Raw genomic sequence first — 1,295 nt, 5'->3', positions numbered from 1 at the left:
AATTGCAATAGTACAAAGCAAATGATTAGCGTCAGTTTTTTTAGAAACTACTGACTGCTAACCATATTTAAATTTAGGAGCGGTAATACTAATGCATATGGCGGATACCTTGACATTAAAAAGCGATGAAGGACGTAGCTGGCTGCGATAAGCTTCGGGGAAGTGCTAAGCAACTTTTGATCCGGAGATTTCCGAATGGGATAACCCCCTCGTATAGAGGATCCATAACTGAATTCATAGGTTATGGAAGCGCACCCTGGGAACTGAAACATCTTAGTACCAGGAGGAATATAAATCAATTGAGATTCCGTGAGTAGTGGCGAGCGAAAACGGAAAAGTCTAAACCGAATCCTTCGGGGTTCGGGGTTGCGAGGTAATTTTACTCTTTTAATAGGGGTTCTAGATTATTTCTTTAGCAGAATGCTCTGGAAAGAGCGACCATAGCGGGTGATAGTCCCGTATGCGAAAAAGAAATGTCGGAATGTAATTATTCTCAAGTAGGGCGGGACCGGAGAAATCCCGTTTGAATCTGGGGCCACTATAGCTCCAAGACTAAATATTTTTAATGATCGATAGTGAACTAGTACCGTGAGGGAAAGGTGAAAAGTATCCCGATGAGGGAGATGAAATAGAATTTGAAACCATATGCTAACAAAGAGTCAGAGCCGTAGCAATACGGTGATGGCGTGCTTTTTGTAGAACGAACCAACGAGTTAATTCTGTGTTGTCTGACTAAGCTACTTTCGTAGCGGAGTCATAGTGAAAGCGAGCCTGAAAGGGCGACATGATAGCACGGATTAGACCCGAAGCCAGGTGAGCTATTTATGAGCAGGGTGAATTTCGAGTAAAATCGAAAGGAGGCCCGAACCCACGAGCCGTGCAACACTCGGGGATGACTTGTGAATAGAGGAGAAATTCCAATCGAACTTGGCGATAGCTGGTTCTTCCCGAAATAGCTTGAGGGCTAGCGTCCACTAAATGAGCGCAAGAGGTAGAGATACTGAATGAGAATTCGCGGTTCGCCGTAGACTTCTCAACCAAACTCCGAATTCTTGCGTTTCTTATCTGGGCAGTCAGAACTCCGGGGCTAAGCTCGGAGCTCAAAACGGAAACAGCCGAGATCGCAATCTAAGGTCCCTAAATTCATATTAAGTGGTAAAGGAGGTGAAGTTTCTTATACACCTAGAAGGTTGGCTTAGAAGCAGCCACCCTTTAAAGAGTGCGTAACAGCTCACTAGTCTAGAGACTTCGCGCCGAAAATTCAACGGGGCTAAATATGATACCGAAGATGCGGG

General features: G+C 44.8%; 1 rRNA gene. It reads left to right on the top strand.

Annotated elements, in window-relative coordinates:
• Positions 1–77: 77 nt before the first annotated feature.
• A 23S ribosomal RNA gene (locus tag Q8K48_02430) occupies positions 78–1,295 on the top strand; the annotation flags it as partial.

This window comes from Candidatus Planktophila sp., from assembly GCA_030681675.1.
GTDB lineage: Bacteria > Actinomycetota > Actinomycetes > Nanopelagicales > Nanopelagicaceae > Planktophila.
Note: the sequence above shows the minus strand (reverse complement) of the source record. Positions and strands in the feature narration are given on the sequence as shown.